Annotated in this window: 27 protein-coding genes; 11 read left to right on the top strand and 16 right to left on the bottom strand. The window is 66.3% G+C overall.

The window, feature by feature from the left end; all coding sequences use genetic code 11:
- Positions 1–68 precede the first annotated feature (68 nt).
- The 7 genes from kdpF to FHS82_RS18235 all read left to right on the top strand — a co-directional run bounded on the left by kdpF (position 69) and on the right by FHS82_RS18235 (position 8,540).
- Positions 69–158, top strand: a complete 90-nt coding sequence (gene kdpF / locus FHS82_RS18265; RefSeq protein ID WP_166955568.1) for a K(+)-transporting ATPase subunit F — start codon at positions 69–71, stop codon at positions 156–158.
- Positions 159–187: 29 nt separating this feature from the next.
- On the top strand, positions 188–1,885 hold the full coding sequence (gene kdpA / locus FHS82_RS18260) for a potassium-transporting ATPase subunit KdpA (protein ID WP_166955567.1): 1,698 nt from the start codon (positions 188–190) through the stop codon (positions 1,883–1,885).
- 60 nt (positions 1,886–1,945) lie between these two features.
- Positions 1,946–4,018: a potassium-transporting ATPase subunit KdpB gene (gene kdpB / locus FHS82_RS18255; protein WP_166955566.1), complete on the top strand. Its 2,073-nt coding sequence runs from the start codon at positions 1,946–1,948 to the stop codon at positions 4,016–4,018.
- 12 nt (positions 4,019–4,030) lie between these two features.
- Positions 4,031–4,603: a potassium-transporting ATPase subunit KdpC gene (gene kdpC, locus FHS82_RS18250; protein ID WP_166955565.1), complete on the top strand. Its 573-nt coding sequence runs from the start codon at positions 4,031–4,033 to the stop codon at positions 4,601–4,603.
- 63 nt (positions 4,604–4,666) lie between these two features.
- Positions 4,667–7,363 carry a sensor histidine kinase gene (locus tag FHS82_RS18245; protein ID WP_208394321.1) on the top strand — a complete coding sequence of 899 codons (2,697 nt, stop codon included), beginning with the start codon at positions 4,667–4,669 and terminating at the stop codon, positions 7,361–7,363.
- 2 nt (positions 7,364–7,365) lie between these two features.
- The gene (locus FHS82_RS18240; protein WP_166955564.1) at positions 7,366–8,079 is read left to right on the top strand and encodes a response regulator transcription factor; all 714 of its coding nucleotides are present in this window, start codon (positions 7,366–7,368) and stop codon (positions 8,077–8,079) included.
- An 8-nt stretch (positions 8,080–8,087) separates the two neighbouring features.
- Positions 8,088–8,540: a PTS sugar transporter subunit IIA gene (locus FHS82_RS18235; protein WP_166955563.1), complete on the top strand. Its 453-nt coding sequence runs from the start codon at positions 8,088–8,090 to the stop codon at positions 8,538–8,540.
- A gap of 21 nt (positions 8,541–8,561) precedes the next feature.
- Here the strand turns inward: FHS82_RS18235 and FHS82_RS18230 are convergent, their stop codons facing one another.
- From FHS82_RS18230 to FHS82_RS18170, 13 genes are all read right to left on the bottom strand, one after another.
- The gene (locus tag FHS82_RS18230; RefSeq protein WP_166955562.1) at positions 8,562–9,215 is read right to left on the bottom strand and encodes a DsbA family protein; all 654 of its coding nucleotides are present in this window, start codon (positions 9,213–9,215) and stop codon (positions 8,562–8,564) included.
- Between the two features lie 62 nt (positions 9,216–9,277).
- Positions 9,278–10,714 (bottom strand): ATP-binding protein, encoded by a 1,437-nt coding sequence (locus FHS82_RS18225; protein ID WP_166955561.1) that lies wholly within the window; start codon positions 10,712–10,714, stop codon positions 9,278–9,280.
- A complete protein-coding gene (locus FHS82_RS18220; protein WP_166955560.1) occupies positions 10,714–11,376 on the bottom strand; it encodes a response regulator in 663 nt (220 codons plus the stop codon). Before FHS82_RS18220 ends, FHS82_RS18225 begins: the two co-directional genes overlap by 1 nt.
- Before the next feature lie 87 nt (positions 11,377–11,463).
- Positions 11,464–13,179, bottom strand: coding sequence for a SulP family inorganic anion transporter (locus tag FHS82_RS18215; protein WP_166955559.1), 1,716 nt, complete (start codon positions 13,177–13,179; stop codon positions 11,464–11,466).
- Between the two features lie 29 nt (positions 13,180–13,208).
- A complete protein-coding gene (locus FHS82_RS18210) occupies positions 13,209–13,652 on the bottom strand; it encodes a DUF6691 family protein (RefSeq protein WP_166955558.1) in 444 nt (147 codons plus the stop codon).
- On the bottom strand, positions 13,652–14,083 hold the full coding sequence (locus FHS82_RS18205; protein ID WP_166955557.1) for a YeeE/YedE family protein: 432 nt from the start codon (positions 14,081–14,083) through the stop codon (positions 13,652–13,654). The genes FHS82_RS18210 and FHS82_RS18205 overlap by 1 nt, the downstream gene beginning before the upstream one ends.
- Positions 14,084–14,123: 40 nt before the next feature.
- Positions 14,124–15,005 carry an MBL fold metallo-hydrolase gene (locus FHS82_RS21465; RefSeq protein ID WP_166955556.1) on the bottom strand — a complete coding sequence of 294 codons (882 nt, stop codon included), beginning with the start codon at positions 15,003–15,005 and terminating at the stop codon, positions 14,124–14,126.
- Positions 15,006–15,070: 65 nt separating this feature from the next.
- Positions 15,071–15,499, bottom strand: a complete 429-nt coding sequence (locus tag FHS82_RS21460) for a protein tyrosine phosphatase family protein (protein WP_166955553.1) — start codon at positions 15,497–15,499, stop codon at positions 15,071–15,073.
- A gap of 142 nt (positions 15,500–15,641) precedes the next feature.
- Positions 15,642–16,898, bottom strand: a complete 1,257-nt coding sequence (locus tag FHS82_RS18190) for a HAMP domain-containing sensor histidine kinase (RefSeq protein WP_166955551.1) — start codon at positions 16,896–16,898, stop codon at positions 15,642–15,644.
- Between the two features lie 11 nt (positions 16,899–16,909).
- Positions 16,910–17,608, bottom strand: a complete 699-nt coding sequence (locus FHS82_RS18185) for a response regulator (RefSeq protein ID WP_166955549.1) — start codon at positions 17,606–17,608, stop codon at positions 16,910–16,912.
- Positions 17,609–17,749: 141 nt separating this feature from the next.
- Entirely contained in the window at positions 17,750–18,289 is a 540-nt protein-coding gene (locus FHS82_RS18180; RefSeq protein ID WP_166955547.1) for a Spy/CpxP family protein refolding chaperone, read from the bottom strand.
- 121 nt (positions 18,290–18,410) lie between these two features.
- Positions 18,411–19,919, bottom strand: a complete 1,509-nt coding sequence (gene glpK, locus FHS82_RS18175; protein ID WP_166955545.1) for a glycerol kinase GlpK — start codon at positions 19,917–19,919, stop codon at positions 18,411–18,413.
- A 124-nt stretch (positions 19,920–20,043) separates the two neighbouring features.
- Positions 20,044–20,754, bottom strand: a complete 711-nt coding sequence (locus FHS82_RS18170) for a winged helix-turn-helix transcriptional regulator (RefSeq protein ID WP_166955543.1) — start codon at positions 20,752–20,754, stop codon at positions 20,044–20,046.
- A gap of 58 nt (positions 20,755–20,812) precedes the next feature.
- Here FHS82_RS18170 and FHS82_RS18165 point away from each other — a divergent pair, with 58 nt between their 5' ends.
- The 3 genes from FHS82_RS18165 to FHS82_RS18155 all read left to right on the top strand — a co-directional run bounded on the left by FHS82_RS18165 (position 20,813) and on the right by FHS82_RS18155 (position 22,443).
- Positions 20,813–21,262 (top strand): VOC family protein, encoded by a 450-nt coding sequence (locus FHS82_RS18165; RefSeq protein WP_166955541.1) that lies wholly within the window; start codon positions 20,813–20,815, stop codon positions 21,260–21,262.
- Position 21,263: 1 nt separating this feature from the next.
- The gene (locus FHS82_RS18160) at positions 21,264–21,881 is read left to right on the top strand and encodes a dihydrofolate reductase family protein (protein WP_166955539.1); all 618 of its coding nucleotides are present in this window, start codon (positions 21,264–21,266) and stop codon (positions 21,879–21,881) included.
- 79 nt (positions 21,882–21,960) lie between these two features.
- Positions 21,961–22,443: a VOC family protein gene (locus FHS82_RS18155; RefSeq protein WP_166955537.1), complete on the top strand. Its 483-nt coding sequence runs from the start codon at positions 21,961–21,963 to the stop codon at positions 22,441–22,443.
- A 260-nt stretch (positions 22,444–22,703) separates the two neighbouring features.
- Here FHS82_RS18155 and FHS82_RS18150 read toward each other — a convergent pair whose 3' ends face one another.
- Positions 22,704–22,904 (bottom strand): hypothetical protein, encoded by a 201-nt coding sequence (locus FHS82_RS18150; RefSeq protein WP_166955265.1) that lies wholly within the window; start codon positions 22,902–22,904, stop codon positions 22,704–22,706.
- Between the two features lie 282 nt (positions 22,905–23,186).
- Here FHS82_RS18150 and FHS82_RS18145 point away from each other — a divergent pair, with 282 nt between their 5' ends.
- On the top strand, positions 23,187–24,023 hold the full coding sequence (locus FHS82_RS18145; protein ID WP_166955534.1) for an alpha/beta hydrolase: 837 nt from the start codon (positions 23,187–23,189) through the stop codon (positions 24,021–24,023).
- Positions 24,024–24,144: 121 nt separating this feature from the next.
- Here FHS82_RS18145 and FHS82_RS18140 read toward each other — a convergent pair whose 3' ends face one another.
- Both FHS82_RS18140 and FHS82_RS18135 read right to left on the bottom strand, forming a co-directional pair.
- A complete protein-coding gene (locus FHS82_RS18140) occupies positions 24,145–25,107 on the bottom strand; it encodes a dihydrodipicolinate synthase family protein (RefSeq protein WP_166955532.1) in 963 nt (320 codons plus the stop codon).
- 223 nt (positions 25,108–25,330) lie between these two features.
- Entirely contained in the window at positions 25,331–26,434 is a 1,104-nt protein-coding gene (locus FHS82_RS18135) for a mandelate racemase/muconate lactonizing enzyme family protein (RefSeq protein WP_166955530.1), read from the bottom strand.
- Positions 26,435–26,438 lie beyond the last annotated feature (4 nt).

Here is a 26,438-nt window from a genome sequence, read left to right as displayed (position 1 = left end):
GACTTACATTCTTCGCATTGATGTTCGTCTACATCAGAACGTGCGAAAAACTCTGATAGGGGGTTGAAATGGTCGGTGAATACATTCTTGGCGCGGCGGTAACGGTGTTCGTCACCGGCTACCTGCTCTATGCGCTGGCGCGTCCCGAGCGGTTCTGATCCGGATCCGGAGCCCGGAAAGGCAAATCATGACTATGAACGGATGGATACAGATCCTGATCTTCTTCGGGATCGTCATTGCGCTGGTCAAGCCGTTGGGTGGCTACATCAATCGCGTCATGAACGGCGATCGCACCCCGTTGTCGATCGTTTTCGGTTCGGTGGAGCGGGGGCTCTATCGCCTCGCCGGCACGGACGAGAAGGAAGAGCAGCACTGGACGACTTACATGGCCGCCATGCTGTTCTTCAATCTGGCCGGTTTTCTGCTGCTCTACCTGTTGCAGCGCGCTCAGGGTTTCCTGCCCTTCAATCCCGCGGGCTTGGGCGCGGTCAGCGCGGACTCGTCGTTCAACACAGCCGTCAGCTTCATGACCAATACGAACTGGCAGGGCTACGCTGGCGAAAGCACGATGAGCTATCTGACGCAGATGGCCGGCGTTACCGTGCAGAACTTCGTTTCGGCTGCGGTCGGCGTTGCCGGGGCTATGGCGATCATCCGCGGCTTTGCGCGGGCATCCGCCAAGAGCGTCGGCAATTTCTGGGTCGATCTGACGCGCGCCACGCTCTACATCCTGCTGCCGATCTGCGTCGTGGGCAGTCTCGTGCTGGTCTGGCAGGGCGTTCCGCAAAACCTCAATCCCTATACCGTGGCGGCGACGCTCGAAGGCGGGCAGCAGACGATCGCGCAGGGGCCCGTTGCCTCGCAGATGATCATCAAGCATCTCGGCACCAACGGCGGCGGCTTCTTCAACGCCAACTCTGCACATCCGTTCGAGAACCCGACGGCACTGACGAATCTGCTGCACCTCGTTTCCATCTTCGCCATTTCCTTTGCCATGCTGAACGTGTTCGGCCGGCAGGTCGGCAACCAGAAACAGGGCTGGGCGCTGCTCGGCGTCATCGGTGCGATCGTCGTTGCCGGCGTCGTCATCGTTTACTGGGCCGAGGCGGCCGGCAACCCGCTGGCGCATGCGCTGGGGGTCGAGGGCGGCAATCTGGAGGGCAAGGAAACGCGGTTCGGCCTGGCGCTGTCGTCGCTGTTCGCCGTCGTGACGACATCGGCCTCCACGGGCGCCGTCAACGGGATGCACGACAGCCTCATGCCGCTCGGCGGTCTCGTCCCGTTGTTCAACATGCAGATCCCGCCGCTCGGCGGCATCGGCGCGGGCGTTTATGGCGTCCTGATCTTCGCCATTCTGGCGGTCTTCATCGCCGGGCTGATGGTGGGCCGCACGCCGGAATATCTCGGCAAGAAGATCGAGGCCAAGGAAGTGAAGATGAGCATTCTGGCGATGCTCGGTCCCTCTCTCGCCATCCTCGTATTCACCGCGATCGCCGTCGTGGTTCCTGTGGGGCTTTCCAGCATCCAGGACGCCGGCCCGCACGGGTTCAGCGAGGTGCTCTACGCCTATACGTCCGGCGCGAACAACAACGGCAGCGCCTTTGCGGGCCTTTCCGCGAACACGCCCTTCTATAACATCACCATCGGCCTTGCGATGCTGATGGGCCGCTTCCTGCTGATCGTGCCCGTGCTCGCCATCGCCGGTTCGCTCGCGGCCAAGAAGACCGTTCCCGCCTCCGCCGGCACGTTGCCGACGACGGGGCCGCTGTTCATCGGCCTCGTGATCGGCGTCACCCTGATCGTCGGTGGCCTGACCTTCTTCCCGGCACTGGCGCTCGGGCCGATCGTCGAGCATTTCGCGCTGCTGGCCGGCCAGACCTTCTGATCGTCGCCATGTCGCAACAGGAAAAGAGATGCTGGAGTCTCACAGATGCTGGAGTCTCACATGAGCCACTCAAAATCCGCGAGCATTCTCGACGCTCGCATCCTCGTCCCGGCTGTCGGCGGCACCTTCCGGAAGCTCGATCCGAGGAGCCTCGCCCGCAACCCGGTGATGTTCGTCGTCGCCGCCGTCTCGGCGCTGACCACAATCCTGCTCGTCAAGGACATCCTGACGGGCGGGGGCAATATCGGCTTCTCGTTCCAGATCGTGCTGTGGCTGTGGTTCACCGTGCTGTTCGCGAACTTCGCGGAAGCCGTCGCCGAGGGTCGCGGCAAGGCGCAGGCGGAATCGTTGCGCCGCACGCGCACGGAAACGCAGGCCAGGCTGCTGGCGAGCGCCGCCGGCGACGACTACAAGGTCGTGCCCGGCAACAGCCTCAAGGTGGGCGACATCGTCCTCGTCGAGGCGGGCGATATCATCCCCTCGGACGGCGAGGTTATCGAGGGCGTGGCCTCGGTCAACGAGGCCGCGATCACGGGCGAATCCGCGCCGGTCATCCGCGAGTCGGGCGGCGACCGTTCGGCGGTGACCGGCGGCACGCAGGTGCTGTCGGACCGGATCAGGGTGCGCGTCACGGCGGCGGCCGGTTCCACCTTCATCGACAGGATGATAGGCCTTGTCGAGGGCGCGGAACGGCAGAAGACGCCGAACGAGATCGCGCTCAACATCCTGCTGGCCGGCATGACGCTGATCTTCGTGCTCGCCACCGTGACGATCCCGAGCTTCGCCTCCTATGCCGGCGGCGCCATTCCGGTCATCGTGCTGGTGGCGCTGTTCGTGACGCTCATTCCGACCACGATCGGCGCGCTGCTGTCGGCCATCGGCATCGCGGGCATGGACAGGCTCGTGCGCTTCAACGTGCTCGCCATGTCCGGCCGGGCGGTGGAGGCGGCTGGCGACGTCGACACGCTGCTGCTCGACAAGACGGGCACCATCACGCTCGGCAACCGGCAGGCCGCCGAGTTCCGCCCCGTGCGCGGCGTGACCGAGCGCGAACTGGCGGATGCCGCCCAACTCGCCTCGCTGGCCGACGAGACACCGGAAGGCCGCTCCATCGTCGTGCTCGCCAAGGAGAAGTATAACATCCGCGCCCGCGACATGGCGGGCCTGCACGCGACCTTCGTGCCCTTCACCGCGCAGAGCCGCATGAGCGGCGTCGATCTTGAGGGCTCAACCATCCGCAAGGGCGCGGTGGAGGCTGTGCTGAAGCATGTCGAGCAAGGCGCGGTCGCGGCCGGAAGCGCCCACATCGGCAGCGAGACGATCCGCGAGATCAGGGCCGTCGCCGACGATATCGCCAGGCAGGGCGGCACGCCGCTCGCGGTGGTGAAGGACGGGCGGCTGCTCGGCGTCGTCTACCTCAAGGACATCGTCAAGGGCGGCATCCGCGAGCGTTTCGCCGAGCTGCGCCGCATGGGCATCCGTACGGTGATGATCACTGGCGACAACCCGATGACGGCGGCGGCAATCGCGGCGGAGGCCGGCGTCGACGATTTTCTGGCGCAGGCGACGCCGGAGAACAAGCTCGCCCTCATCCGCGAGGAGCAGGCGAAGGGCAAGCTCGTCGCCATGTGCGGCGACGGCACCAACGACGCGCCGGCACTGGCGCAGGCCGATGTCGGCGTCGCGATGAACACCGGCACCGTCGCGGCGCGCGAGGCCGGCAACATGGTTGATCTCGACAGCGACCCGACGAAGCTCATCGAGATCGTGGAGATCGGCAAGCAACTGCTGATGACGCGCGGCGCGCTGACGACCTTCTCCATCGCGAACGATATCGCCAAGTATTTCGCCATCATCCCGGCGATGTTTCTGGCCTTCTATCCCCAGCTCGGGGCGCTCAACGTCATGGGCCTGGCGACGCCGCAAAGCGCCATCCTGTCGGCGATCATCTTCAACGCGCTCATCATCGTGGCCCTCATCCCGCTGTCGCTGAAAGGCGTGAGCTACAGGGCGGTCGGCGCCGGCGCGCTGCTGTCGCGCAATCTCACCATTTACGGCCTCGGCGGCATCGTCGCGCCATTCGTCGGCATCAAGGCCATCGACATGGCGGTCACCGCCATCGGCCTCGTATAAGGACTTTCCGCCATGCTGAAACAAATCCGCCCCGCGATCCTCATGATCGTCGTCTTCACCGTCCTCACGGGTCTCGCCTATCCGCTGGGCATCACGGGCATCGCTCAGATACTGTTTCCCCGTCAGGCGAACGGCAGCCTCGTCGTGAAGGAGGACGGCACGGTGATCGGCTCGGCGCTGATCGGTCAGGCCTTCGCCGGCGACAGGTATTTCCATGGCCGCCCGTCGGCTGCCGGCAGCGGCTATGACGCGGCGGCTTCCGGCGGCTCGAACCTCGGCCCCACCAGCCCGAAGCTGATCGAGCGGATTCGCGCGGATGCCGGGGCGCTGAAGGCGACCAATGCCGGCGCGCCGGTGCCGATGGATCTGGTGACGGCCTCTGGCAGCGGCCTCGATCCGCACGTCTCGCCGGAAGCGGCCTATTTCCAGGTGCCGCGGGTCGCGAAAGCGCGCAGCATGGACGAGGCGCAGATGCGCGCTATCGTGGACGCGCATGTCGAGGACCGGCTGTTCGGCATACTGGGCGAGCCGGTTGTCAACGTGCTGGCGCTCAACCTTGCGCTGGACGACGTGACCACCCGCTGAAGCGCAGCCGCCGGTTTCCGTGTAGGGAACCCGGCGGCGCACCCGTAACGAGAAGGTCTGTGGATGACGGAAGCGTTTCAGAGAACGGAAAACAGGCCGTCACCCGATGCGTTGCTGGAAACCGCCAGCAAGGAAGGGCAGGGGCGACTGAAGATTTTTCTCGGGGCGGCGCCCGGCGTCGGCAAGACATACGAGATGCTGCTCGCCGGCCGCGCCCGGATCGCCGACGGCGTGGACGCCGTCATCGGCATTGTCGAGACCCACGGGCGCAAGGAGACGGAGGCGCTGGTCGCGGGCTTCGAGATCGTTCCGCGGATGAGGGTCGATTATCGCGGACGCACGCTTGAGGAAATGGACATCGACGCCATCCTCGCGCGCCGGCCGCAGCTCGTGCTGGTCGACGAGCTGGCTCACACCGACGCGCCGGGCAGCCGCCATCCCAAGCGCTATCTCGATGTGCAGGAAATCCTCTCGAAGGGCATCGACGTCTACACCACGCTGAACATCCAGCACGTCGAGAGCCTCAACGACGTGGTGGCGCAGATCACGCGCATCCGCGTCCGCGAGACGGTGCCGGATTCGATCATCGACCGCGCCGACGACATCGAGATCATCGACATCACCCCGGACGACCTCATCAAGCGGCTGAACGAAGGCAAGGTCTATCTGCCCAAGACCGCCCGGCGCGCCATCCGGAACTACTTTTCGCCGGGGAACCTCACGGCGTTGCGGGAACTCGCGCTGCGGCGCACGGCGCAGCGTGTCGACGACCAGCTTCTCAGCCACATGCAGGCGAACGCCATCCACGGCCCTTGGGCGGCGGGAGAGCGCGTGCTGGCGTGCGTCGACGAGCATCCGCGCAGCGCGGCGCTGGTCCGCTATGCGCGCCGGCAGGCAGACAGGATGCGAGGCAGCTGGGCAGCGCTCTATATCGAGGATGCCGCCGCCGCCGCGCTCGGGGAGGTGGATAAAGACCGCATCGCGGCGTCCCTGCGGCTTGCCGAGCGGCTCGGCGGCGAGGCCGTCACCCTCTCCGGTCAGAATGTCGTGCAGGAGATCCTGCGCTACGCGATGGCCAACAACTACAACCACATCGTCGTCGGGAAGCCGGACAAGCCGCGCTGGAGGGAGATGCTGGAGGGGTCGATCGCGCATGACCTGATCCGCGTCGCCGGCGACATCGGCGTCCACGTCATCTCGGGGGACGGGAAGGAACCGGCTCCGCCGCGCGGCGTAGCACTTGCCCAGACGCGGCGCTTCGAGCTTGCGCCCTATATCTGGAGCCTGGCCTATGTGGGTATCGCGACCGGCGTGGGCACCTTGCTGTTCCGCTTCCTCGACGTGCGCAACATCGCGCTCGTCTTCCTGATAGCGGTGCTGGCCTCGGCGGAGACATGGGGCCTGCGGCCGGCGCTGTTCAGCTCGGTCGTGTCCGCGTTCGCCTTCAACTTCTTCTTCCTGCAGCCGCTTTACACGCTCGACATCGGCGACCCGGAAAGCGTCATCGCTTTCAGCTTCTTTCTGGGCGTGGCGGTCATCGCGAGCAATCTCGCCGGGCGTGTCCAGCGGCAGATCGCGCTGGCCCGGCGGCGAGCCCGCACCACGGAAGGGCTCTACCAGTTCTCGAAGAAGCTTACCCGCGCGGGGACGCTGGAGGATGTCTTGTGGGCGTCGGCCTACCAGATCGCTTCCATGCTGCAGGTCCGTGTGGTTATCCTGCTGCCGGACGAGGGCAAGATCGCGGTGCGCGCCGGCTATCCGCCGGACGACACGCTCGTTGACGCCGATATCGCGGCGGCGCAATGGGCTTGGGAACACGATCGACCCGCCGGCCGGGGGGCCGACACGCTGCCCGGCGCCAGGCGTCTCTACATGCCCCTGAAGACGGGGCGGACGAAGGTCGGCGTGGTCGGACTCGACAATGACAGGCAGGGGCCGTTGCTGACGCCCGAGGAGCAGCGCCTGTTCGATGCCCTTGCAGATCAGACGGCGCTGGCGATCGAGCGCATCGAACTCGTCGCCGATGTCGACAAGGCTAAGCTTGCCGCGGAGGCGGACCGGCTGCGCTCTGCGCTGCTGACGTCGATCTCGCACGACCTCAAGACGCCGCTCGCCGGCATCATGGGCGCGGCCGGGACGCTCCGTGACTACTCGGCATCGCTGCCCGACACGGCCCGGGCCGAACTGCTGTCGACGGTCGTGGACGAGTCCGACCGCCTCAACCGCTTCATCGCCAATCTGCTCGACATGACGCGGCTCGAATCCGGCGCCACGGAGCCGAACGTTTCCCTGAATTTCATCGGCGATATCATCGGCACGGCCCTGCGCCGCACGGCCAAAATTCTGGTGGATCGGCAGGTCGCGGTCGACGTGCCGGCCGATCTGCCCATGCTGAAGGTCGATCCGGTATTGCTGGAGCAGGTCCTGTTCAACCTGCTCGACAACGCCGCCAAATATGCGCCGCGCGCCTCGGAAATCCGCATTCGGGGATGGCGGGACGACGGCGATATGGTGCTGCAGGTCATCGACGAGGGGCCAGGCATTCCGCAGGGGGATCTGGAGCGCGTGTTCGACACTTTCTATCGGGTCCGCAAGCAGGACCATGTCCAGGCGGGCACCGGGCTCGGCCTGTCGATCTGCCGCGGCTTCGTCGAGGCCATGGGCGGCACGATCCGGGCCGGCAACAGGACGGACCGCACCGGCGCGGTCTTCACCATCCGTCTGCCCGTCCCGGGCGCAGCCGACAATCCGGAAAGTTGAAGATGATAACGTCCGCAATCAAGATACTGATCGTCGACGACGAGCCGCCGATCCGCAAGCTGCTGCGCGTGGGGCTGGTGACGGAGGGCTATGCCGTCATCGAGGCCGCCGACGCGCGGGAAGCGATAGAGCGGGTCGTGGAGGACAGGCCGGACCTCATCGTGCTCGATCTCGGCCTGCCCGACATGCCGGGGCACGATCTTCTCGAAAAGTGGCGGAACGGGCAGCTCGGCCTGCCGATCCTGATCCTTTCCAGCCGCACCGACGAGGCCGGAATCGTCAGGGCGCTCGAACTCGGCGCCGACGATTACGTGACGAAACCCTTCGGCATGCGCGAACTCGCGGCGCGTATCCGCGTCGCCCTGCGTCACAGGCTGCAGCAGCAGGGAGAACGGCCGATCTTTCAGGCGGGCGAACTCACCGTCGATCTCGTCAAGCGTATCGTGAAGGTCGCGGACAGGGAGGTGAAGCTGTCCCCGAAGGAATACGACATCCTGCGCATACTGGTCCAGCATGCGGGCAAGGTATTGACGCACCAGCATCTTCTCAAGGAGGTCTGGGGCGGCTCGACCGACGTGCAGTATCTGCGGGTCTACGTGCGCCAGCTTCGCCAGAAAATCGAACGAAGCCCCGACCAGCCCGAATACATCCTGACCGAAACAGGGGTAGGATACCGGTTGCGGGAGGCCGAGCAGGCCGCCATTACCGGATCGTGAGCGGAACCATGAAAATCACCGATATTGTCAAGCCGGAAAACGTGATCATCGATCTCCCCGTTCCCGCGAAGGTGCAGCTCCTGCGCGAACTGGCCGGGCTGGCCGCGAAACGGCTGGGGATCGAGGAGGCGCCGGTGCTGGCCGCCCTGCAGAAGCGCGAGAGCCTCGGCTCCACCGGAATCGGCAAGGGCGTCGCCATTCCGCATGCGAACATCGAGACGATCACCGAGCCGTTCATGCTGTTCGTCCGGCTCAGGAAGCCCATCGCATTCGATTCCGTCGACGATCTTCCCGTAGGCATCGTATTCCTGATCCTCGTGCCCGCGCACAAGGCCTCGTCCCATCTCAACCTGCTGTCCCGTATCGCCCGCTGGACCACCTCTCAGGCGTGGCTGGCGGCGGTTGGTTCCGCCACCTCGCGCGAAGAGATCCATGCGCTGCTCGCCGCGGAGGAGGCGTGACAGCGTGCGATGCCGCGCCGCTCAGCCGCGGGCGCGTGCGTCCGAGATGACTTGCCGGAAGCCCGCCTCGTCGAGAGCGGCGGGAATGAGGAACGGATCGATCAGGAAGGCCGGCGTTCCCCGCAGGCCGAGTTCCTCCGCCTGCGTATTGTTGCGTTGAAGCAGTGCCGTGATGGCGCCGCTGTCGGCCTGGGCATCCGCTCCCATGCGCTTCATGTTGACACCCGCCTTGGCAACGGCGTCGTGCATGTCGTCTTCCGATGGCCGTCCCTTGAGGTTCATCAGGGCGTGATGGGCTTCGAGGTATTTGCCCTGACGCTTCGCCGCGAGCGCCAGTTTCGCGCCGTAGACGGACGACACCGCCAGGATCGGCCAGTCCTTGTAGACGACGCGGACCTTGCCGTCCGCGCGCACGACCGTATTCATCGGTCCGACAGAGCGTTTGCAGAACGGGCAATTGTAGTCGAAGAAGGTCACGATCGTGACATTGCCATCCGGATTGCCGCCCACGGGCGCCTCAGGATCGTGCAGGATCAGGTCCCGCTGCGCATCCTGACCGCTCGCCCTCGCGGAAAGGCCGGTCACGCCCAGCAGCACGAAACCGGAGAGCAGGGCGCGCCGGCCGACGTTCGAGCCCTGCAGGAGGGCGGCGCTGGTTTCACGGTTGTGTCGCATGGTGTTTCCCTGGTTGGCGCTTCCTTGCGCTCGTCGGCTGCGGCGATGACATTTTCCCGACCTTAAGGCAACCTTAAGGGCACCCGCGTGGGCTCCGGTAACCGGGGCGGCGGCTTTGAGACCGGCGATGCGTCCGGCTTCCCGAAACCCCTGACGAGGGTGGCAGGCACCGCGATTCCGGCGACGAGCCCGCCCGCTGCCGCGTTGCGCAGTAACAGCGAACAGCCGGCCTGTTCAAGGGCCAGCTCCGCGATCGCGAGGCCGAGGCCGCTGCCGACCGGCGCGCGGTTGCGCCCCCGGAAGAAGCGCTCCTTGACCTGGTCCAGCTCATCCGTCGGGATGCCCGGCCCTGCGTCCTCGATGACGATGATGGTGTCTGCGCCGTTCATCGCGAGGCCGCAGGCGATGGTTCCGCCGGGCGGCGAATGGTTGATGGCGTTCTCCAGCAGGTTGCGGGCGGCAAGGCGGAACAGGTCCGGGTCCATCGCGACGCGCATCTTTTCCAGTTCCGGTGCGACCGCGATCGACAGGGCTTTTCCCGCGTGCGGCAGTTCGTTCGCGAGCGCCTTCAGCTCCGCACCCGGATTGGTCGGGCCGTTCGTCCAGCCTCGTTCGCCCGCTTCTATCGCGGAGATGTCGAGCAATTGGCGGACCAGCCGTCCCGTGCGGTCGACACCGACCGCGATCTGGCGCAGCGCCCGATCCCGGATGGCGGGATCGCCGCTCGCGAGGGCGACCTGCGCCTGTGTCTTGAGACCGGCGAGCGGCGTGCGCAACTCATGCGCCGCGAAGGCGGTGAAATGCCGCTCGCGTTCGCGCTGGCCGGCGACACGGGCGAACAGGCCGTTGAGGGATTGCACGACCGGCGCGATCTCACGGGCCGTGTCCGCGCTGTCGAGCGGGCTCAGGTCCGAGGCCGGCCGCGCGGAGAGGTTTCGCGCGATCCTGTCCAGCGGTGCGAGCCCCTGCCGGATACTGAACCAGATCAGGCCGGCGAGGGCCGGCAGGATCAGCAGGGTCGGGAGCAGCAGGCCCCGGATGACGTCGTTGACCAGCCGGTCGCGGATCCTGAGGTTGTCGCCCACCAGCACCCGCACGCCGAGCGCGGCGTTCTCGACCGCGAACACGCGCCACGTCTCACCGTCGATGACGGTCTGCGAAAAGCCGTCGCGGTGCTCCGACAGCTTCTTTTCGGGAGCGCCTTCCGAGCGGCCGATCAGAACCCCCTGCAACGACCAAATCTGACACGACAACTGCCGGTCATAGCCCGCCGGCACCCGTGCCGGAAACGGCGGTTTCAGCCCCTGCGCCCGCGCGACGTCGATCTCCTGGCTGACGATAAGGGAATTGACCATGCGGCCCGCTTCCATGAGGCGGGCGTCCAGCACGTGCTCGATCTCCGCGCGCGTGCTCACGAAGATCCACGCCACCGCCGAGAGCCAGACGAGGCCGGTGGTAATGCCGAGGATGACGAAAAGGCGCGTGCCGATGGAGCGCATCAGGGCTCTCCTCCCAGCCGGTAGCCGACGCCGCGCACCGTCTGGATCAGCTCCGTGCCGAGCTTGCTGCGCAGATGATGGATGTGGACCTCGATGGCGTTGCTCTCGACCTCCTCCTGCCAGCCGTAAAGCTGGTCCTCCAGCCGGTTCTTGGACAGGATGGCACCGGGATGGCTCATGAGGGCGCGCAGGATCGAGAATTCCCGTCGCGACAGGCGGATCGGCACGCCGTCCTTTTCGACGGTCCGGGAGGAGGGGTCGAGCTTCAGTCGCTCCCATTCGAGAACGGCCCGGGAGCGTCCCTCCGCGCGGCGGATCAGGGCGCGCAGCCGGGCCGCCAGCTCGTCGAGATCGAAGGGCTTGCCAAGATAATCGTCGGCGCCGGTGTCGAGTCCGGCAACACGGTCGGCAACGCTGTCGCGCGCCGTCAGCAGCAGCACAGGCGTGTCGTCGCGGCGCTCGCGCAGCGCCTTCAGAATGGCGAGCCCGGAACCATCCGGCAGCATGAGATCGAGGACAAGGGCATCGAAGCCATGGCCGACGAGCGCGGCATCGGCTTCCTCGCAGCTTTCGACCGCATCGGCTGTGAAGCCGGCCAGCGACAGGCCGACCTTCAGCCCGTCCCTCAGCAATGCATCGTCCTCCACGATCAGTATCCGCATCCCGCGCTCCCGCCTTGCCGGATCGTCATTCTTCCGGCGCCTTAAGGCAGCCTTAAGGTTGGACGAACGTGCGCGAAACCTGTTTCGTCAGCAACCGCGCAGTGCGCAGACGGCCTCGTGTTGGCTGAGGAAAACGCGGCCGGTCAGTTCGGTGAGGAAGTCTGTCCGCTTGAGGCGGTCCATGACCGGGCCCTTCACCTCGGACAGGTGGAAGGCGATGCCCGCATCCCGCAGCCGGCGATTGATCTCCTTCAGGCTGTCCAGCGCGCTGGCATCGATCGCATTCACGGCGGAGCACATCAGGATAACGTGCCGGATGTCCGGCCGCCCGGCCACGAGCGCCGCGATCCTGTCCTCCAGATAGCGGCTGTTGGCGAAATAGAGGCTCTCGTCCACGCGGATCGACAGGAGGTGCGGCTCCGTCGCGACGTGGTGGCGTTCGACATTGCGGAAGTGCTCGGTGCCCGGCACCTGCCCGACCACCGCCATGTGCGGCCTGCTCGTGCGATAGAGGTGAAGGGCGAGCGACAGGCCGACACCGGCGGCGACGCCGGCCTCGACGCCCCGCAGCAGTGTGACGAGGATCGTTGCCGCCATCGCCGCGAAATCGGCCTTCGAATAGGCGAGGACGTCGCGCACGGCCCTGAAATCCACGAGCGAGAGCACGGCGATGATGATCGTGGCGGCCAGGGTCGCCTGCGGCAGGCTGGCGAGCAGCGGCGTCAGGAATAGGGCGGCGAGCGCGATGCCGATCGCCGTGAAGACGCCGGCGGCGGGTGTTTCGGCGCCTGCGTCGAAGTTCACGACGGAACGGGCGAAGCCGCCCGTGACGGGATAGCCCGAGGACAGGCCGGCGGCGATGTTGGCGGCGCCGAGCCCTATGAGTTCCTGATCCGGCACGATGCGCTGGCGCCGTTTCGCCGCCAGCGTCTGTGCGACCGAGACGGACTCGACGAAGCCGATAACGCTGATGAGGAAGGCTGGCATCGCCAGTGCGGCGAGCGTGTCGACGGACACTTGCGGGAAGGACGGCGCGGGCATTCCCTGCGGAATTGCCCCCACGAGCGCCACGCCTCTTGCGCCGAGGTCGAGGCTATATGCGAGCAGGATCGTCGCGGCGACCGCGAGAATCGGCGCCGCTTTCGTGACCAGGTCCGCCGGGCGCCCCGCCAGTCCCGCGCCAACGAGCAATGGCCGGAGCCGGGTGCGCGCGAACTGGAGGAACGCCAGCACGGTGAGCCCGATGGCCAGGGTGGGGAGACTGGTCTCCGCGATGTTTCCGGCGAGCGATACCGCGATGGCGGACAGCGTGTCGCCGCTGGCCTGAACGCCGAGGATATGCTTGAGTTGGCTTGCCGCGATCAGCAGGCCCGATGCGGTGATGAAGCCGGAAATGACCGGGTGGCTGAGAAAACTGGCGAGAAAGCCCAGCCGGAAAAATCCCATCAGCACCAGCATCGCGCCGGACAGCAACGCCAGCGCGACCGCCGCCGCCGCGTAGTCCACCGTGCCTTGTGCGGCGACCTCGCCGACGGCGGAGGCCGTCATCAGCGAGACGACGGCGACCGGCCCGACCGCCAGTGTCCGGCTGGTGCCGAACAGCGCATAGGCGATGAGCGGCAGGATCGAGGCATAGAGGCCGACTTCCGGCGGCAGGCCGGCCAGCATCGCATAGGCCAGCGATTGCGGGATCAGCATGATCGTGACGATGACGGCGGCCACGAGGTCGCTCGTCAGCGTCGCTCGGTCATAGGTCCTGCCCCATTCGAGAATGGGCAAGAAGCATCCGGGTCCGGCAGCCATGCCTGCGCTATCCTTCCTCGTCTCGGCGCTCAGGCGGCGCGCGATTGCGCCGCGCCGGCGAAGGCGCTGCGCGTGAAGCGGGAGAGGGCGATCCCGGCCAGCATCGACGCGACGAAGATGAAGGCGCTCGCTTCGCCGAGGCCCAGCGCCGGGATGGAGCCGCCCGGGCAGAACCCGGCGATGCCCCAGCCCACGCCGAACAGGGCGGCGCCGGACAGCAGCGGCCAATCGAGCTTGCGGTTCGTCGGCAGGTGGAAGCCGTCGTCGAGCAGCGGCCGCGGACGCTTCAGCACGAGACGGTAGCCGAGCGCCGTGACAGCCAGCGCACCGCCCATCACGAACGCCAGTGACGGGTCCCAGGTGCCGGCGAAATCAAAGAAGTTCAGCACCTTCGCAGGATTGATCATGCCCGAGACGGCAATCCCAGTTCCGAAAACGAGGCCGGCGGCGAGCGCGGCGAGAAGGCGGGCCATCAAAAGCCTCCCAGGACGTGGCGGATGACGAAGACGGTGGCGGCGGTCGTCGCCATGAAGATGAGCGTGGCCGCAATCGAACGCCGCGATAGCCGCGCGAGGCCGCAGACGCCGTGCCCGGAACTGCACCCCGATCCAAGCTGCACGCCGATCCCCACGATCAGCCCGCCGACGACGAGCCACGGTGCGGGAACGGTGCTGTCGAACGAAACGGCGGCATCGCCTGCATAGGCCACGATCAGCGCCGGCGCGGCGATCGCGCCTGCGAGGAAACCGGCGCGCCAGCCCCAGCCGCCTGCCCACGGCGGCAGGAGGCCGGCCAGAATACCTGAAAGCCCGGCGATGCGGCCATGAAAGGCCATGAGAAGCACGGCGGCAAGGCCGATCAGCGCGCCGCCGGCAAGGGAGGCGAGGGGAGTGAATTGGGTCATCGTTCAGTCTCGCAAGTTACCTGCGTGGGCCTGTCCGGCATCATTCCCACGCGGCGCCGGTCAGCAGGTCGAGCGGAATTTTCAGGTAGCGCCGTCCGTTTGCTTCCGGCGCGGGCAGGCGCCCGCCGTTGGTGTTGATCTGCAGCGAATGCAGGATCAGCTTCGGCATCGGCAACGTCCTGTCGCGCGCCTCGCGTGCGGTGGCGAATTCCTGCTCCGTCCTGTATCGCGCCATGTGGATGTTCTTCGCCTTCTGCTCGGCCACCGTCGATTCCCATTGCGGTTCGCGACCGCCCGGCTGGTAGTCGTGGCCGGTGAAGATGCGCGTGGCGTCCGGCAGCGAGAGGATCGCCTGAATGGACTTCCACAGCACCTTTGCATCGCCGCCGGGAAAGTCGGCCCGCGCGGTGCCGCTGTCGGGCATGAACAGCGTGTCGTGAACGAAGGCGGCGTCGCCGATGACATAGGTGATCGACGCAAGCGTGTGGCCGGGCGAGAACATCACCCGTGCCTCGATGTTGCCGACCCGGAAGGTGTCACCGTCGGCGAAGAGCCTGTCCCACTGCGAACCGTCGGCCGGGAAGTCCGGCCAGTTGTAGAAGCCCTTCCAGAGCTTCTGCACCTGCGTGACCCTCTCGCCGATGGCGGTCGGCGCGCCGGTCTTTTCCTTGAGGTAGGCGGCGGCCGAGAAGTGGTCGGCGTGCGGGTGGGTGTCGAGAATCCACTCGACCGCATAGCCCTTCTCCCGGACGAAGGCGAGGATGCGGTCGGCGTTCATCGAGGCAGTCTGGCCGGAGCTTTCGTCGAAATCGTAGACGGGATCGACGATGGCGCATTTCTTCGTTTCCGGATCGGCGACGACATACTGGATCGACCACGTGCGGGGGTCGAAAAAGCCGGTGACTTCAGGTTTCATGAGCATCTCCTTTTCGTCAGTCTGTTGTCGGTGCGCGCTGAGTTCAAAGAACCGCGGAGCGCTCCCCGGAGCTAACGACCGTGAGCCGTGAGCCAGTCGACCGCGCGGGAAAGGTCGAAGCCGCGTTCGGCGCCGAAGGGGATGAGGTCCTCCTTGCGCATGCGGCCGTCGAGAACCTCGCCGATGGCCCACAGAATCAAGGAGCGCGCGCCGGTGCGGCAAAAGGCGAGGACCGGCCCGCTGCTCGCGGCAAGCGCCTGCTGGAAGGCGCGAACCGTCTCCTCGGTGATGTCGGGCCCGGTCACCGGCAGGTGGATGCAGGCGAGCCCTTCCCGGGAGGCGGCTGCGGCGATGGCATCCGCGCCGGGCTGGAGGAGAGCCTCGCGGTCCGGCCGGTTGTTGATGATCGCCGTGTAGCCGGCGCGCGCCAGCGGCGCGATATTCCGGGGGCTGATCTGCTCGCTGACGGCGAGCCGTTCGTTGATCCTGACAAGTCTCATCGGCGTTTTCTCAAAGCATCGGGGGCTTGCCCCGCTGAACGCCATCTAATAATAATTGCGATAAATTGCAATTAAAAATTCGAAATAATTTTAATGCACTGTTTGGACTGCCGCTTCCGGCGTTCCCGGAGCGAGCGCTTCGTCAGGCCGTGCGCTCGACCGGGAAGGTGACGACGATCCGGGTGCCGCCGTCATCCGGCGTTTCGAGGCGTACGCTCGCGCCGTGGCGGTCGGCGATCTTGCGCACGAGAGCGAGCCCGATTCCCCAGCCGCCCGCTGCCTCGCCATGGCCGGCGGGCCGGTAGAAGGGCTCGAATATCCTCTCGCGTTCGGCTTCCGGTATGCCGGGTCCGTGGTCGCGCACACCCAGCTCGACCATCCCTTTGCGGCGCCGCACCTCGACGATGACGGGCGGTCCACCGTGGCGGATGGCGTTCTGGACGAGATTGCGCACGAGGCGCGACAGCAGGCGGTGATCGCCGGTGACCGTGGCGGGCTCGCCCGAAACAGCCACGTTCTGGCGCGCGCCTTCTTCCGCCGCCAGCGCCAGCAGGTCGACGCTCTCCGACAACAGGCCGGAGGGATCGCCATGGTCCAGGCGGCTCGCCAGCAATATCTCGTCGACCAGCGCATCGAGTTCTGAGAGATTGCGAACGATTTCGCGCTTGCGCTCGCTGCTTGGCGCGGCCTCGTAGAGGTCGAGCGCCATTCTCAGGCGCGCGAGCGGCGAACGCAGCTCATGGCTGGCGTTGGCGAGCAGGATGCGGTGCGCCTCGACCAGCTTCTCGATCTTCTCGGCGGCGAGGTTGAAGCTTCCGGCCAGTGCGGCCACCTCGTCGCGGCCTTGTACGGGCACGCGGCGTGTCAGGTCCCCTTCGCCCCATTCCTCGACGCCACGGCGCAAGCGCTCCAGCCGGCGGGTGAGCCCCCGCACGGCGGGCCAGGCCGCAAGCCCTGTGGCCCCGGCCACCAGCGCCAGCAGGATGAGTGGGCTGCTCGGCAGGAAGCCCGGAGGCGCGCCGAAATGTCCTGCAACCACGCGGCCGTCGGGCAGGCGGACGGAAAAATTGCGCCACGGGTTGCCGTGCTGATGCCGGCGCGCGTCGCCGGGCGGCGCGGGCGGAAGCGGATTGCCGGCCGCCATGCTCAACCGCCCGTCCGGCTCGTAAACGGCGATGTCGGCATCGAATGCCTCGGCCAGCCGCTCCAGAACGAAGCGCGTTTTGGCCGGGTCGGCATCGGCCGGCAGCAAGGCGGACAGCATGGCGTCGCGCCGGCCGTAGAAGCCGCGATCCTCGTCGTCGCGGCTCGCCTGCAGGAAGGCGGCGCCCGCGAGCGCCACGACGACGAGGCTGGCCAGAAGGGTGAGGTATATCTTGAGAAACAGACTGCCGCGCATGGAATTTCGCCTCACACATCCTCATCCTGCCGGCGCGCGAACACATAGCCCGCCCCGCGTACAGTGACGATGCGGCGCGGGTGGCGGGGATCGTCCTCGATCGCGGCGCGGATACGCGATATGTGGACGTCGATGGAGCGGTCGAAAGCATCGGCCTCCACGCCCTTGACCAGATCCATCAGCTGCTCGCGCGACAATATCCGGCCGGCGTGTTGTGCAAGCGCGACCAGCAGATCGAACTGGTGCCCCGTCATCGCGCAATCCCGCCCGTCGAGCCGGGCGATCCGTGAGCCGGGGTCGATCTCCAGCCGGCCGAAGCGCATCACGTCATCGACGGCCCGCGGGCTGCCCCTGCGGCGCAGGATCGCCCTGAGACGCGCGAGCAGTTCGCGCGGGTTGAACGGCTTGGGAAGATAATCGTCGGCACCGATCTCCAGCCCGACGATGCGGTCTGTCTCGTCGCCCCTCGCGGTCAGCATCAGCACCGGCACGTCGGAGACGGCGCGCAGGCGCCGGCAGGTCTCGAACCCGTCGAGATCGGGCAGCATCACGTCGAGGATCACCGCATCGGGCGCCCGACGGGCGAGTTCGGCAAGCCCGGCCCGCGCGGTTGCGGCTTCGCGCACGGAGAAGCCGCTGGCGGAAAGGTAGTCGGAAAGCATGGCGGAAAGCCGCGTGTCATCATCGATGATCAGCACCTCTTCCGCCATGCTCCGGATACCCTGTTGCGCCGCGCTGCTTTGTACATTGTGGAACTGCGGATATAAAACACGAATTGCGCCGCAGCTCTATCCATTTGTCAACGCATCGAATTCATGCGGAAACCGGTGCCCGTTTTCCGGTTCAACGCATCAGCGGCGCGGTCCGCGATCCCCGAAACCGCGCTCACCGAAGCCGCTTTCCTGGAAGCGTTTCGTCAGCGTGGCCCGCTGTTCCGGCGTCAGTACCTCGGCGGCGTCGAGAACGGCGGCGGTCAGCTTCTTCGATGCTTCGTCGATGGCCTTGATACGCTCGGCGCGCAGCGTCTCGACAGCCGCGCGGTCGATCGTGCCGCTGCCGAGCAGCTCCGCAACCGTCCCGCGCGTGTCCCGGAACTCGCGCGCCAGCGGCCGCAATTCGGCGCGGGTCGCATCGACGATCGCCCAGATCCGCTTTTCCTGCTCGGCCGTGGCGTCGACGGTGTCGAGCGCCCGCTCGATGCCGCCCCCGCCAAAGGGGCCGCCCGGGTGACCGCCGGCCCTTCCGAAGCAGCCGGGGCCGCCGGCGGTCACCGTCGTGGCCGCGCCGATCGCGAGCACCGCCAGGCCGCCGGCGGCAATCCAGCCGCGCCGCCGCGACTTGCTGCGTGTGTCCGCGCCGGTGGCGGCGGCGTCCTGCTTGTCCTGTTCCATATCGAAGCTCCTTCCTCACTGCGGCCCGATTGCCGCGACGGGAAGAGGCTAGGCGAGGAGTGTTTCCGCCGTTGCCGGCCGATGTGAAGAAATGTAAAGACGGTGCGCAGCAGCGCCGCCGCTACCCGTCATTTTCCATGGATATCGCCGCCGCGACGGCCTTTTTCCAGCGCCGGTACTGCTCGTCCCGCACCTCGGCGGCCAGCCGCGGAAGGAAGCTGCGGTCCAGCGCCCAGTGTTTCGCGAAGGTCTCCGCGTCCGGATAAAGGCCGGTACGCATGCCCGCGAGCCAGGCGACGCCCAGGGCTGTCGTCTCCTGAAACTGTGGCCTGTCCACGACAGCGCCGGTGATGTCGGCGAGAAACTGCATGGCCCAGTCGGAGGCGCTCATGCCGCCGTCCACGCGCAGCACGGGTGTCGTTGCGGTTCCTGTCTCCTCGGTCCAGTCGGCCACCATCGCTTCCAGCAGGTCGCGCGTCTGGAAGCCGACACTGGCGAGCGCCGCCCTCGCCAGCTCCGCCGGCCCGGTGCTGCGTGTCAGGCCGAAGACCGCGCCCCGGCAATCGGGCCGCCAGTAGGGGGCGCCGAGCCCGGTGAAGGCCGGCACCAACACCACCTCCTGCGTCGTGTCGGCGGACTCGGCCAGCCCCTGCACCTCGCCCGCGCTCGCGATCACGCCGAGGCCGTCGCGCAGCCATTGCACCACCGCGCCGGCCACGAAGATCGATCCTTCGAGCGCATAGGTCCGCCGGCCGTCGATCTGCGCGGCGATGGTGGTCAGCAGGCGGTGACGGCTTTCCACGACGCGCTCGCCGGTGTTGAGAAGCGCGAAACAACCCGTGCCGTAGGTCGACTTCATCATGCCGGGCGTGAAGCACGCCTGCCCCAGGGCCGCCGCCTGCTGGTCTCCCGCGACGCCCGCAATCGGGATGGCCCGCCCCAGCAGGTCCGCCGTGGTCTCGCCGAAGTCGGCGGCGCAGTCGTACACCTGCGGCAGCAGCGAGGGATGGATGTCCAGCAGGTTGCAGATGTCATGGTCCCACGCGCCCCGGCGGATGTCGAACAGCATGGTGCGGGCGGCGTTGGTGGCGTCCGTCGCATGCACGCGCCCGCCTGTGAGACGCCAGATCAGGAAGCTGTCGACGGTGCCGAAGGCGAGTTCGCCGCGTGCCGCTTTCGCCTTGGCCCCGTCGACATGATCGAGGATCCACCGCAGCTTGGTCGCGGAGAAATAGGGGTCGAGCAGCAGGCCGGTAGTCCTGCTGATCAGCGGCTCGTGGCCCGCGTCGCGCAGCGCGGCGCAGAGGGGCGCGGTGCGGCGGTCCTGCCAGACGATGGCATTATGGATGGGCTTGCCGGTGGCGCGATCCCAGACGAGGGTGGTTTCCCGCTGATTGGTGATGCCGATGGCGGCGATGTCCGCCACATCGATCCCCGTCCGTGAAACGGCCTCGCGCGCCGACTGGACGACCGTGCGCCAGAGGTCCTCGGGATCGTGCTCCACGAGGCCAGACGCCGGGTAGATCTGCGGAAATTCCTGCCGGGCCGTGCCAACGACGCTGGCCTGCGCATCGAAAACGATGGCCCGCGACGACGTGGTGCCCTGATCTATCGCCAGAATATATTGCATGAGCCTCCCCGATGCCGCTTCCGCCGCCGCTTCTCGCGACAGGCGCCCGGCCTGCTTGCCGCCTTATTTATACGCGATCTTTGCAGATGATCTATCTCTTTGATATTGATTGAATTCTTGGCGATCAAATGACTCCGTTTGATCGGAACGCGCTTGGGACCATTGCCTTCGGCGGCAGTTCGAACAGGGCCAGGAAGCGTTCGGCGATCTCGCGCGAGCCTTCTATGCGTAGCGCTCCTTGCGCCTCCATGGCCCCCAGCCCCGGCCCGTAGGCGGCGGCGCCCAACGCCTCTGGCGGGCCGATGAACACGACGTCGGCATCGTCGAGCGTTTCCACGCGCCGCACCGTCAGCCTGTCGGGCGCAACTGCGATGCGGAACCGTTGCTCGCCCGTCCGGTAGCCGATCGCCGCGTCGAAGCCCGGCCGCACGCCCGGAGCGAACATGGTGCGGAACGACAGCATGATCGAGACCGCGCTGATCGGCTGGTTCGGATCGTGGCCGGGCGAGCGCACAGCCCAGCGGCCGAGCGTCTGGATGACGGGCTCGGCCTCGTAGCCCCAGTCGGTCAGCTCGTAGACCTGCACCGAGGCCGGCGGGGGCAGCGTCCGCCGCCGCACCACGCCGTTTGCCTCCAGCGTCTCCAGCCGCTGGGTCAGCACGTTGGCGCTCAGGCCCGGCAAATCGCGCCTCAGATCGCTGAATCGTCTCGGCCCGAGCATCAGCTCGCGAACAATCAGCAGCGTCCAGCGTTCTCCCAGCAGCTCCAGTCCGTGGGCCGTTCCGCAGGCATCGTCATAGCGCCGGGATCGTTCAGTTATTTTTTCTAACTTCATAGTTGTTATTTTTAACATATCGCTCTATGGTTTGCAAATCCACGAGGAGGAAACCACGATGACCGCTACACCCAAGATGATCTTCGTCAACCTGCCGGTAACGGATCTTGCCCGGTCGACCGCTTTTTACGAGGCTGTCGGCGGGACCCTGAATCCGAAGTTCTCGGACGATACCGCTGTCTGCATGGTGTTTTCGGAAACCATCCATGCCATGCTGTTGACCCACGAGAAGTGGGCGACGTTCACCGACCGGGCGATTCCCGACGCGCACAAGAGCGCCCAGGTGCTGATCTGCGTCTCGGAGAGCAGCCGCGACGCGGTGGATGCGACCGTCGACGCTGCCGCGAGGGCAGGCGGCAAGGCCGACCCGAACGCCGTGCAGGACTACGGCTTCATGTACGGCCGCAGCTATGCCGATCCGGATGGGCACATCTGGGAAGTGATGTGGATGGACCCGGCCGCCGCCGAACAGGGACCGGAAGCCTTCGTCCAGTCGCAGGGAGGCTGACATGCGCAGGCTCACCGTTGCCGCTTTCCTCAGTCTGGACGGCGTCATGCAGGCGCCGGGCGGGCCGGAGGAGGACACGTCGGGCGGCTTCGCCCACGGTGGCTGGATCGTGCCGCACTTCGATGCGGTGACGGGCGAAGTCATGGGTCGCCTGTTCGAGGGGCCGATTGCCCTGCTGCTCGGCCGCAAGACCTACGACATCTTCGCCGCTCATTGGCCCCGCGTTCAGGACGACCCCTTCGCCGACAGCCTGAACGTCATGACGAAGTACGTGGCGACCCGCAGCCTCGGCCCGCTCGCATGGAGCAACAGTCACGCCATCGGTCCCGATGGCGCGGACGCGGTGCGGCGGCTCAAGGCGGAGGACGGTCCCGATCTGCTGACGCAGGGCAGCTCCGATCTGATCCAGTCGCTGCTGGCGGCCGATCTCGTCGATCGCTTCACGCTCCTGACCTTTCCCGTGCTGCTGGGGGCGGGAAAGCGCCTGTTTCATGAGGGCACGAAGGATATCGGCCTGAAACTGACCGGCAGCAGGAACTCCACCACCGGTGTCGTCATTTCAACTTATGAGCGTGCAGGGCCCGTGCGTACCGGCTCTTTCGCCCTTGATCCCGCGTGACCGCCGGGGAACGTGGCACTGTCATGAAGATCACGCCCGGCATCATCTTCGAGACCAACGCCCGCGAGGAGACCACACGATGAGCGACAAGATCGTTCCCTGTATCTGGTATGACGGCGCCGCCGAGGAGGCTGCGACCCTCTATACCTCGCTGCTGCCCAACAGCCGCATCGATGCGGTCATGCGCAGCCCTGTCGACACCCCGTCCGGGCCTGCGGGCATGGTGCTGACCGTGGAGTTCACTCTGGCCGGCCATTCCTATCTCGGCCTCAACGGCGGCCCACAGTTTCCGCACACCGAGGCGGTCAGCTTCCAGATCATGACCGACGATCAGACCGAGACCGACCGCCTCTGGTATGCCCTGATCGCCGACGGTGGCAGGGAAAGCGACTGCGGCTGGCTCAAGGACCGTTGGGGACTGTCCTGGCAGATCGTGCCCCGCCGCCTCATGGCGCTGGTCAAGGATCCCGATGCCGCCCGCGCGAAACGCGCCATGGCGGCCATGATGACGATGAGGAAGATTGATATCGCCGCGCTCGACCGGGCTGTAGATGGGGCTTGATCCTGCCTTGCCACCTCGGATGCTGGGCTGTTCGCCCAGCCGCTTCGAGCATGGTGGCGGAAAGCTGACGGTAGCGGACTCGGCCTGGCCATCGCCGGCGCGCCCGTTTGGCGCTTAAGGCGGCTAGGCAAGTAATCCAGCTTCGAGGCAGCCGTCAGACTGCCCGTCTCGGGTTAAGATACCGGCCAGGCATACATACGGCGCCATTGCCGCCTATGCGTGACGGCTCTCGCGAGCCGTCCGTGCCGATATGAGGTGTCTCAAGAACGCTTGAGTATCTCGCAGAAGTCCGCTTCGTCGATGCCGAGAGTCTGTAGCGCCTTAGACGACGGGCGGCGGTGCGCATTGACTGCCACGGCGCATTCGCGTGCCGCGCTGAACAGCTTGACGCCTTCCCACAACGTGGCAAGGATGCCCTGAAGCCACTGCCTGTCTGCGTGGTGGGCCGTAAGTATTGCCATTTTCATTCCTCCTTCGCTGTTGCAGTATTTAAGATGTTGCAGTGCAAAATGGAAGGGAGGCGCAGGCATGTCCGCCATGTGGTGACCGCATGAGAAGCCGGCACGATGGCGGCGGGGGGCGCGGGCTGCGGCCGCGGACGGCGAGAGCGCGGGAAAGTGTGTGTGCTGCCGACAAGGCGTTTGACCCCGCATCTTGTTGATGCAATCTTCCCGCAGCGGAAGGGCGCCATGGGACGGATTCTGCATGGGCGTGCCCGAACGGCGGAGGCGGTTCGTCAAGCGATGCAGCATCTTAATGAGAGCCTGAAGCAACCTGCGGTTGTCTTTATTCACGGGGCATGGGTCACGCCGTCCTGCTGGGATGCGTTCCGCCGCCCGTTCGAGGACGCGGGTTTTCAAACGCTTGCGCCGGCCTGGCCCGGGTTGGACAAGTCGGAGGCGGAACTGCGCGCTGCACCTGACCCGCAGCTTGGCGCACTCTCGGTGGGTGAGATCACCGAGCATTACGCGCAAATTGTCGCGGGGCTCGACACACCACCGCTGCTGGTCGGCCATTCCTTCGGCGGGCTTGTCGTCCAGTTGTTGCTGGCGCGCGGTCTCGGCGCGGCCGGGGCGGTGCTTTCACCCGCGCCCTTCGCCGGGCTCTGGCCCGACCCCGTTTCCTTCGGATCGGCGTTGCTCGTGGGGGCGGGTTGGCGGGGCTGGAGCCAGACCTATGACGTCGCGCGCGACGTGTTCGATACGCGCGTCGCCAACACCCTGCCGCCCGACACACGCAGGGAGATCTATGACCGCCTCGTGCCGAGCCCAGGACGAATCTACGGCGAGGCGGCGGTGGGTCTCGGTACCTTCCTCTGGCCGCCGGCCCGGCAGGCGCCGCTTCTTCTGATAGCCGCCAGCGAGGACAGGCTGGTGGCTCCGGCCCTGGTGTACAGCGCGTGGCTATGGCAGAAACTGGCGCCGGCACGCACGGATTACGATCTGGCCGAGGGCCTTTGCCATCTCCTGATCTACGAGCAGAAGGGGAAGGAGGTCGCCGCCCGCGTGATCGCCTGGGCGGGCGAGAACGGCGTGATCCCGCCTGCCGCCTCCTTCCGGAATACCGCCGAGCCTTCCTGAACCGCTGGCGACGGCGCGCGCTCGTTCATGAACGTGCAACTGCCACGATGGAGCGGCGAACAGAAAATCTGATGCCACCGCTCCTTTTTACTCGGGGGTTCTTAATCAGAGGCGACGTTTCTCACGCGCGATATTTCTCGACGGCGCCGGTTTGCCTGCTCCACCCAGCATACCAGCTCTCGAACAACTTCAGTTGCGCTTCGGCAAAGCCGCGCTGGCTTGCCGAAAGCTCATCGCTCGCGTTGAAATGGAGAGTGTACTCCCGCTTGCCCTTCAGGACCATCAGGTGCTTGTAAAAGAGGACAAGGTCCGCGCCTTCGTCGAAGGATGAAAGAACGGCCAGCGCCTGTTCGAGTTCCTTAGCCCGCACCCGCGCGTCCACATCGCCATTGGCGGCCGCGTGGGACAGCGCGCAAAGGTGCAGGACCTCGCGCGGCAGCACATTGCCTATGCCGGTGATCGTGCCCGCGGCGCCGCAATTGACGATGCCGTGGACCACCGCCGTGTCCACGCCCACCATCAGCGTCACCCCGTCGCCCTGGCTCGTGATGTGTTCGGCCGCGTAGGTCAGCGCTTCCCGGCCGCCGAATTCCTTGAAGCCGACGAGGTTCGGATGCTCGGCCCGCAGGGCGAAGAACAGCTCGGCGCGGGTCGCGAAGCCGTAGTAGGGGCTGTTGTAGATGACGGCCGGGATGGACGGCGCCGCCGACAGGATCGCCTTGAAATGGTTGCGCTGCGCGGCCGCTGACGAACCGCGGGAAAGCACGCGGGGAATGACCATCAGGCCCTTCGCGCCAACTTGCTGCGCATGGGCGGCATGGGCCACGGCGGAAGCCGTGTTGACCGCGCCGGTGCCGACAACGACCGGCACGCCCGCTTTCACCAGACGTTCTACCCCTTCCATGCGCTGCTGGTCGGTCAGGAGGGGCCAGTCGCCCATGGAACCGCAATAGATCACGGCGGACATACCCGCCGAGATAAGTTCCTGCCCGTCCCGAACCAGCGTGTCGAAATCGGGGCTGCGGTCTTCCTTGCACGGCGTCATCAACGCGGGCATGCAGCCGGAAAAAATACTTGTCGTCATGCAAGGTCTCCTTATCGGGTATACGAGCAAAGGCTTGGAAGGCGTGTTTCGGAAAACCCCGGCGCCCGCCCGGATCATTGCTCCCGCCGCCCTTCGCCGTCGCTTCCGTACGGGCGGCATGTGCGTGGGCCAGATGCGGCTGGGCCAGATGCAGCGTTGCAATGACGGGTAGCCGGTAACATATTACATATAACAACGCAAGCTGCACGAAGCTTCGCGGACGTCAGTGGATGCTGAAAAGCGGCGCGTCGAGACTCCGGGCATCGACCTCGATGCCAAGTCCGGGGCCAGTTGGCGCGGAGCCGCGTCCCGCCGAGGAGCGCGGCAGGTAGCCGGCGACGTGCTCGTTCGTCCAGTCGTTGAAGAAGGATGCGTGAAGCAGCGCCTCCGGCGCCGTGCTGGCGGCCATATGGGAAATGGCCGCGGTCGCCACGTCGCCGCCCCAGACGTCCTCGATGCACATCGTCATGCCGAGATCCTGCGCCGCCGCCCGTATCCGCGCCGCGCCCGTGATGCCGCCCAGCCGGCCGAGCTTGACGTTGACCGAGCCGGCGCCGGCCTCGTATTTCGCGCGGAACAGTTCCGCGGTGTTCACGACGGACTCGTCCAGAACGAGCGGCAGCGTGCTTGAACGCTGCACGATCGCGCAGTCCGCCGTGTCGCGGCAGGGCTGCTCGATGTAGATGTTGAGGTCCGCGAGGTTGCGTACCGCGATGAGCGCCGCCTGCAGGTTCCAGCCGCCGTTCGCGTCCGCGATGACGACGGCGTCGCCGCCGGCATGCGCCGCGACGCTGCGGGTCCGCGCGATGTCGTCATAGGGATCGTTGCCGACCTTGACCTGGAATCTGCGGATGCCCGCGGCGGATCTTTTCTGGACGAAATCCGCCATTTCCTCGGGGGAGGCGAGCGGTACGGCCTCGTAAAGCGGAAAGGACTCCTGCAGAACGCCGCCGAGCAGCGCCGAAACCGGCATGTTGCAAGACTTGCCCAGAATGTCCCAGCACGCGATATCGATGGCGCTCTTGGCGCTCTGCTGCCCGAGCAGGACGCCGTCCATGGCGCGATTGACCAGCGAGATGTTGGCCGGATCGAGTCCGATCAGCGTGGGCGCGATTTCCCGGATCGCGGTCCGCGTTCCCCCGGCGAATGCGGGGAGGTAGGTTCCGCCCAGTGTCGACGCTTCGCCCCAGCCTTCAAGGCCGGTATTCGTTCGCAGCCTGACAAGTGTCGAGGGCTGGGATACGGCGGCCCGGCCATTCGACATCACATACTCGCCGTGGGCATAGGTCAGGACGTAACCAAAGACATCAATCGCCTCGATTTTCATTCGT

It is taken from the genome of Pseudochelatococcus lubricantis (genome assembly GCF_011762225.1).
In the GTDB taxonomy this organism is placed as follows: domain Bacteria; phylum Pseudomonadota; class Alphaproteobacteria; order Rhizobiales; family Beijerinckiaceae; genus Pseudochelatococcus; species Pseudochelatococcus lubricantis.
The sequence above is the reverse complement of the archived record's forward strand: the minus strand, read 5'-3'. Positions and strand labels throughout refer to the sequence as shown.